Below are 6904 nucleotides of genomic sequence, written 5' to 3' on the forward strand. Positions count from 1 at the left end.
GCGTTAAAGCCCGATCCCCAATGTCTATGTTCTATGTTTTATGTTCTTTGCTCTATGTTCTTTTTAAGGAATTTTCATGCTTGCAACACCTGCGGCTACTGCACCTGTAGCCTTAATGCGCGATGTTTCGCATACCGTCCAACTCGGTACAACCAACTTGACAATTTTGAATGGCATTTCGTTGGAAATTGCCCGTGGCTCGTGGGTCGCATTAACTGGCCCTTCAGGCTCTGGTAAATCGACCTTGCTCGGCATTTTGGCGGGCCTTGATACGCCGAGCCATGGTCATGTGCGCTTGAATGATGTCGATATTACCAAAATGGGCGAGCCACAATTGGCCCGTTTGCGCAATCAAACTATCGGCGTTGTCTTTCAAGCATTTAATTTGATTCCCACCATGACCGCCCAAGAGAATGTTGAAGCACCCTTGTTTGTGCATCGCAATCGCAGCGATATTAGCCAACGCGCCAAAGCCATGCTCGAATTGGTGGGCCTTGGCGATCGGCGTGATCATCGGCCTGCGCAGCTTTCTGGCGGCCAGCAACAACGGGTTGCAATTGCTCGCGCTTTGGTTACAACGCCACAGTTGCTGATTGCCGATGAGCCAACTGGCAACTTGGATAGCGCCACCAGCAAGCAAATTCTGGAATTATTTGCCGATTTGCGCCGCCAATTGAATATTACGATTGTGATGGTGACCCACGATCCCGATGTGGCAGCGCGGGCTGATCGCCAACTCTACCTCGTCGATGGCCAGATTCGCCACGATAGCGCGAGGGCCGAATAATGGGGTTGCGATTTGCGTTTAATTATGCTTGGCGCTCGTTGCGCCTAGGTGGCCAGCGCACAGTGCTGGCAATTATTTGTATCGCTTTTGGCGTGATGTCGCTTGGCGCGATGCAAAGTTTATCCACGGCGATCAATCGAAGCTTTGTTGAAAATCGAGTCAGCGCTGGCGGCGATGCCGCGCTCAATTGGCCTAATGGCCCAATTGGTCCTGAGCAACAAGCCCAACTTGAGCAGCTGAAGCAAACTGGCGTGATTGGGGATTATGTGGTCTATTCGGCGATTCTGCCGAGTATGCTCAAACCTGCTGGCGGCGATCATGTGATTTTTAGTGGCATGGGCTATGGAATCGATCCCGCAACCTATCCATTATTGGGCGAGTTGCATGTAAGCGAGCCGGCCAACGCTAGCATGGTCGAGCTATTCAAACAGCCCGATGCAGTTGTGCTGAGTGAGGTTTTGGCCAAGCAGCACGATTTACAGCTTGGCCAAGAGTTGGTGATGCTGATTGAACAAGGGACAATTCCCAAACGGCTCAAATTGGTCGGCTTCGTGGATCGAGTGCCGAATATGAACGCCGATAGTTTATTTTTCAGCCTTGAAACTGCGAATAGCCTGGATGGCAAAGCTGCTTTGAATTCGGTGCGGGTGGTTTGGGGTCAGCAAGGCCCGCAAGTTGCTGCCTTAGAGCAAGCAGGCTGGCTGGTTTCAGTCGTAAGCAACGAGCCATCGAATACAGCTGCCTTTTTTAACATGACCTTGCGTGGTGCTGGCGTGTTGGGCTTGATCGTCAGCGGGATTGGGGTGGCAAACACGATGCAAGTGGTGTTGGCTCGTCGCCGCAACGAAATCGCCATCCTCAAAACCTTGGGCTACCGTGGCCCACAACTCTTGCTGTTATTTGGCTTGGAAACCGCCTTGCTTGGCTTAATTGGCAGTATTTTTGGGGCTCTTGCCGCCGTGTTGATTGGCGATCAATTAACTGGTTTGTTTGAACGCACCAGTGCCTTTATGTTGCCAACGGTGGTTGATTGGCAAATTTTGGCGGCGGCAGTGGGCTTGGGCATCGCGACAACCTTGATTTTTGGCATGGTGGCGATTGTTAAGGCCAATGCTGTGCGGCCTGGTTCGTTGTTGCGCACTGGCCCAATTGAGGTGAACCCAACCACTCGCCGCGCTATGCTTGGTTTGTATGCTGGTTTGGGTGCAATGTTTGCCTTGGTTGCCAGCATCAGCATGGGTTCATTTGGGGCTGGAATGATCGTGTTTGTTGGCGCGCTGGTTGGCTTGGCCTTGCTTAATTGGCTGTTTCAGGGCATTTTGTGGTTGGTTGCCAAAATACCATTGCCTGGTTATTGGCTGCGTTTGGCCAGCCGCAATATGCAGCGCAACGGCCAACGAGCAACGTTTGCAATTATCGCTTTAGCAATTGGCGTATTTACGATTGGCTTTTCGGCAACGGCCTTGCTAACGGTCAAAAAACAGCTTGATCTGCGGGCCGACCCCAACACTGATCTTACGCGGGCCTTGTGGATGATTACTGCCCCAAGCGACGAGCCGCAGGTGACGGCAATGTTACAGCAACTGCAACAACCAGCGCTTGAGCCAATTCGCATGCTCGATGTTACCATTGCCTTGCCTGACAGCGAAGATGGGCCGATTCAGGCTGCTGCTCGCAGTCGCGATCAACTTGCTGATGTGCAATTGACTGAGGGCGAATGGCAAGCTGGCGTTGATGAGATGATGTTTGAAACGTGGTTTTTCAGTGATATTCCACTTGGCAGCGAATTTGCAGTTATTGGCTCAAATCAGAAGCTGCGTTTGGTTGGCCGCTATGATGCCACCGGTAGCCAAGCATCAAGCCCAATCGTGATCAGTCCGGCAGCTCTGCAGCAACTTCCAGTCAAGCGCGGTAGTTCAATCTATATCCTGAATTTGCCGATTAATCAATTGAGTACGGTAACCAGCACGGTTAATCAAGCGCTGCCCCAAGCCTTTGTCTATAACGAAGTTGACTTGTATAACGCGACGCAAATGCTCTATAAATCGCTGGGCATGTTTGCGATCGCAGTGGCTAGCTTGGCCTTTGTAGCAGGCGTGGTGCTGATTGCGAATGCGGTTGGTTTGGCCTTATTTGAGCGCCGCCGCGAAATGGGCATTTTCAAGGCGGTTGGCTATAGCACCAGCAATTTACTGCGCAGCATTAGCATGGAATATAGTTTGATTGGCTTAATTGCTGGCAGCTTTGGGATGCTGGCGGTGTGGATTGCAATTGTTGTGCTCAACACGCTCCAGCCAAAAGCCAAAATGGGGCTTGATTTCATTCCTGGCTTGCTGATTTTTGGTTGTTCGATTGGTCTTGCCTTGTTGACCGCATTGGCGGTTGCTTGGCGACCTGCTCATCGACGACCATTGCATGTGCTACGTGAGGAGTAAGCTGGCTTTTATGCTACACTGGAAATTGTGCAGCATACACGTGATTATCCACAACTGAATGACGATTTGATCGAACGCCCACGCCTTCAAGCCCAATTGGAGGCGTGTTGGACATGCCGCTTAACTGTGGTTGTGGCGGCGGCTGGCTATGGCAAAACTACAATTCTGGCCCAGTGGATGCAGCAAACGCTTGGCGGCGATAGTTTGTGGTATGGCTTGAATAGCTCAACCGAGGCCGAGCAGCTTCAGCGCCTGCTGATTGGCTTAACGAAAAGCCGTTTTCCGCTGATTAAGCCAATCAACAGTTTGGCCGATTTGTTTGATTGCTGGGCAACCTTGGCTCCACGCCGCATTGCCTTGGTGCTTGATGATTGCCAGCAGTTGCAGGCCAGCGCTTGGAAGTTGTTGCAAGAAGTGCTGCGTTTTGCGCCAACTAATGTGCATCTAGTTGTGAGTAGCCGCCAATTGCCGCAGCTTGATTGGGCTAGTTTGGCGGCGCGTGGCCAATATCGCCAACTCAACGCCACTGAATTGCGATTTAGCGCGGCGGAAGTTGCCCAACTGTTGCCAAGCCAAAATTCTAGCCAACGTGAGGCTGCGTGGCAAGCAACCAATGGCTGGCCTGCTGGTTTACGTTTATGGCGAGCGTTGCCACATAGCTATCAAGGCACGATTGGCGCTTTTTTGGCGCAAGATGTTTTAGCCCAATTGCCCGCTCCTGTGCGCCGAACTGCCCAATTTGCTGCCCAGTTGCCATTTTTCAATCAAGCAGTGTTAACGGCAATGGCCGCGCCTGATCCGGCGAGTATCTGGCAATATAACTTGTTTGTTGTGCCCGATCATGCTGATTGGTGGCGCTTTGAGCCGTTTTGGCTGGAGGTTGTGCGCCAAGAGCCGTTGGCCGAAGCCGAGCAATTGCTGGCTCAAGCGGCAACTTGGTTTGATCAACAGGGGCATTATGAAGCGGCGCTCGATCTCTGGTGTCGCTTGGGCCAATGGTCAAAGGTAGTCGCGCGGCTCAAACAGGCTGGCTTAGCCTTGTTGGCCCAGCAGCAGCCAGTTTTGCAATGGTTGCAACAATTGCCAGCCAACGAGCGCCAAAGCGGCGAATTATTGCATGTGCATGGCTTGGCCTTGCGTGAACACGATCCGGTGTTGGCGGCCCAAACGTTGGCCTTGGCCGCCCAAGCCTACCGGGCTGAGCAACGCTACGCCGAGGCTTTTCAGGTGGTTGGCGAACAATGTTTAATCTATTTTTGGCAAGGCGACGAGCAAGCCTTGTTTGCTGCTGCCCGCGAAAGTTTTAGCCTCAAAAGTTTTGTTTGGTATCGCCAACGCCGCGATTTATTGAAATTTCCTTTATTGCTGTTTCAGATCAAGCGTGGGCGCTATCTCAAGGCCTTGGCAACGGCTCAAAGTTTGGCCCATAGCGAATTGCCCTTCTTTTGGCGGTGGGTTGCGGCTTGTGTTGTCGGCGGCTTGTATACCATTTTGACCTTGCCGAATGAAGGCATTCAATGGCTCGAAGCGTGGTTGCAACATCCACAAGTGCAAGCCGAGCCAGCCATGCGCATGAGCTTGTTGGATCTCTTGGCAACCTGCTTGATGAGCCGCTCGACTCCTGAAGATCGCTTGCTTGCCCAAGATTTGGCTGAGCAGGCCAGTCGGCTGAGCGAGCGTTATGGCGTGCGTTTGACCCGTTTGCAAACGCGCGGAACCAAGCTTGGGCTGGCCTTGCTTGAGGCTGATCGGCCAACGACCGAGCGTTTGATTAAACAATTGTTACAGCCAAGCGATGAGCCATTGCCCTCAATTATGCGTAATCGCTTGCTGGCATTACGGGCGTTTGCCTGGGCCAGTTTAGGCGAAATTAAATTGGCTCAGCACGATGCAACCAGCAGCGAGCGCGGCCTGATTCGCGATGATGCGTTATATGGCGCTGATCCGCGCATGTGGTTGATGTTGGCCCAAGCATGGTTTTGCTGTGGCGAATATCGCCGTGCGTTGGCAGCCTTGGAGCGCGCCAAGCCCATGATTGAAGCGGCGCAATCGCCAATTTTGCGCTTACGTGCTGGCCTGGTGCAGCTTGCTAGCCGTTGGCAATTGCAGCCAAGCACCCAGTTAATTGGCGAAGCCACCGCAATTTGGCGCGATTATTTGACTGATGGCGATCGCCATATGAATGCCACGCCATTAATCTTGACGACGTTGCTGGTTGAATTGGGCTTGCGCACGGGGATTGCGCCCCAACGAATTGCTCAATTTCTAGCCGAGCGTGATCGTGTAGCCCTCGAAGCGATGTGCTGGAAATTGTATGCCGAGTTGCCCGAGCAACAAAGCACGATGTTGCAACTTTTGGGTTTGTATGGCTCGGCGGCAAGCATTGAACGCTTGTTGGAGGTGGTCAAACAAGCTTCGACCCAACAGCGCAAAATTGCCCAACAAAGCTTGGCCAGTATTCGCCAACGCCCAGCCTATGCGCTTAAGATTCAGCTTTTTGGTAGTTTACAGCTGTGGCGTGGTTCGGAGTTGGTTGATGCTCATGAGTGGGCACGCGAAAAGGCGCGTCAATTATTGGCCTTGTTGTTGCTGCAACGCCCGCGAATTATTAGCCGCGAAGCGGTGATCGAGCAGCTTTGGCCCGAACTTGCGCCTCAAGCAGCAGATGGTGCATTGCGCGTAACGCTCAACGCCTTGCTGCATGTGCTGGAGCCAGAACGCAGCGGCGGCGCTAATTCGGCCTTTATTTTGAGCGAAGCTGCTGGTTTGCGCTTGAATCCGCAGGCCACAATTACCACCGATTATGCGCAATTTCAGAGCTTGCTGCAAACTGCGGCCCAGCATCGCCAGCAAGGAGCCATGCCCGCCGCGTTGCAGGCATATCAAAGCGCCTTGGCGATCTATCAGGACGATTTGCTCAGCGATCTTGCCTATGCAGAATGGGTGCTTGATTGGCGCGAGCAAGCCTTAACTCAATTTGTCAACGCAACCAGCGAATATCTGGAATTATTGTTGGCCTATGGCCCAACCGCCGAGGCCATCCCCTACGCCGAACGCTTATTAAGCTATGACCCATATCACGAGCCAACCTACCAACGCTTAATCGACATCTACCTCATGTTGGGCAATATTAGCGCTGCCGAGCGCATCCGCAAACGCCTCGAACGTATTTCTTTGTAACATTTTTATTCAAGTAAGTAGAATTTAATATTTTTTTATGATGAGCGATAGCCGATATATCGCTCTTATATCGGTTTAACTATCGTTGGCCAGATAGTTTGGGCCATGGCGTTGTGGTGTAATAGCCCTGTCAACAACGAGGTGCGCACCCAACGCTGACAAACACTGATAAACAGAACTTAGCCCACTAGGAGCACCACCCAATGGCAGATGTAAAAAATTTGATCGACGCTGAAGTGACCGCCGACGAAGCCGAATTGTTTGCTGATGAACTGGAAGAGCATGTAACCAACGTCGCCGCTGCTTGTATCTCATCGCTGGGTTCAATCAGCACCTCGGGTTCGCTCTGTACCGTCAGCACCTTCTGCACCGCCGCCGCCGAAGTTCAATAATTTTGATCTTGCATTAGATAGTGAGGAATACCGCAATGGCAGATGTAAAAAATTTGATCGACGCTGAAGTGACCGCCGACGAAGCCGAATTGTTTGCTGATGAACTGGAA

General features: G+C 52.2%; 4 protein-coding genes. All 4 read left to right on the forward strand.

From position 1 onward, the window contains the following. Positions 1–76 precede the first annotated feature (76 nt). The 4 genes from ACFMKP_RS04430 (at position 77) to ACFMKP_RS04445 (ending at position 6794) form a co-directional block, all read left to right on the forward strand. Complete coding sequence (locus ACFMKP_RS04430) at positions 77–787, forward strand: ABC transporter ATP-binding protein (RefSeq protein WP_382289422.1); 711 nt, start codon at positions 77–79, stop codon at positions 785–787. Then, positions 787–3222, forward strand: coding sequence for an ABC transporter permease (locus tag ACFMKP_RS04435; protein WP_382289424.1), 2436 nt, complete (start codon positions 787–789; stop codon positions 3220–3222). The genes ACFMKP_RS04430 and ACFMKP_RS04435 overlap by 1 nt, the downstream gene beginning before the upstream one ends. Before the next feature lie 27 nt (positions 3223–3249). Further along, entirely contained in the window at positions 3250–6402 is a 3153-nt protein-coding gene (locus tag ACFMKP_RS04440) for a BTAD domain-containing putative transcriptional regulator (protein ID WP_382289426.1), read from the forward strand. A 203-nt stretch (positions 6403–6605) separates the two neighbouring features. Continuing rightward, positions 6606–6794: a thiocillin family RiPP gene (locus tag ACFMKP_RS04445; RefSeq protein WP_204756769.1), complete on the forward strand. Its 189-nt coding sequence runs from the start codon at positions 6606–6608 to the stop codon at positions 6792–6794. The last annotated feature ends 110 nt before the right edge of the window (positions 6795–6904 follow it).

The organism is Herpetosiphon sp. NSE202 (assembly GCF_042688385.1).
Lineage (GTDB): Bacteria > Chloroflexota > Chloroflexia > Chloroflexales > Herpetosiphonaceae > Herpetosiphon.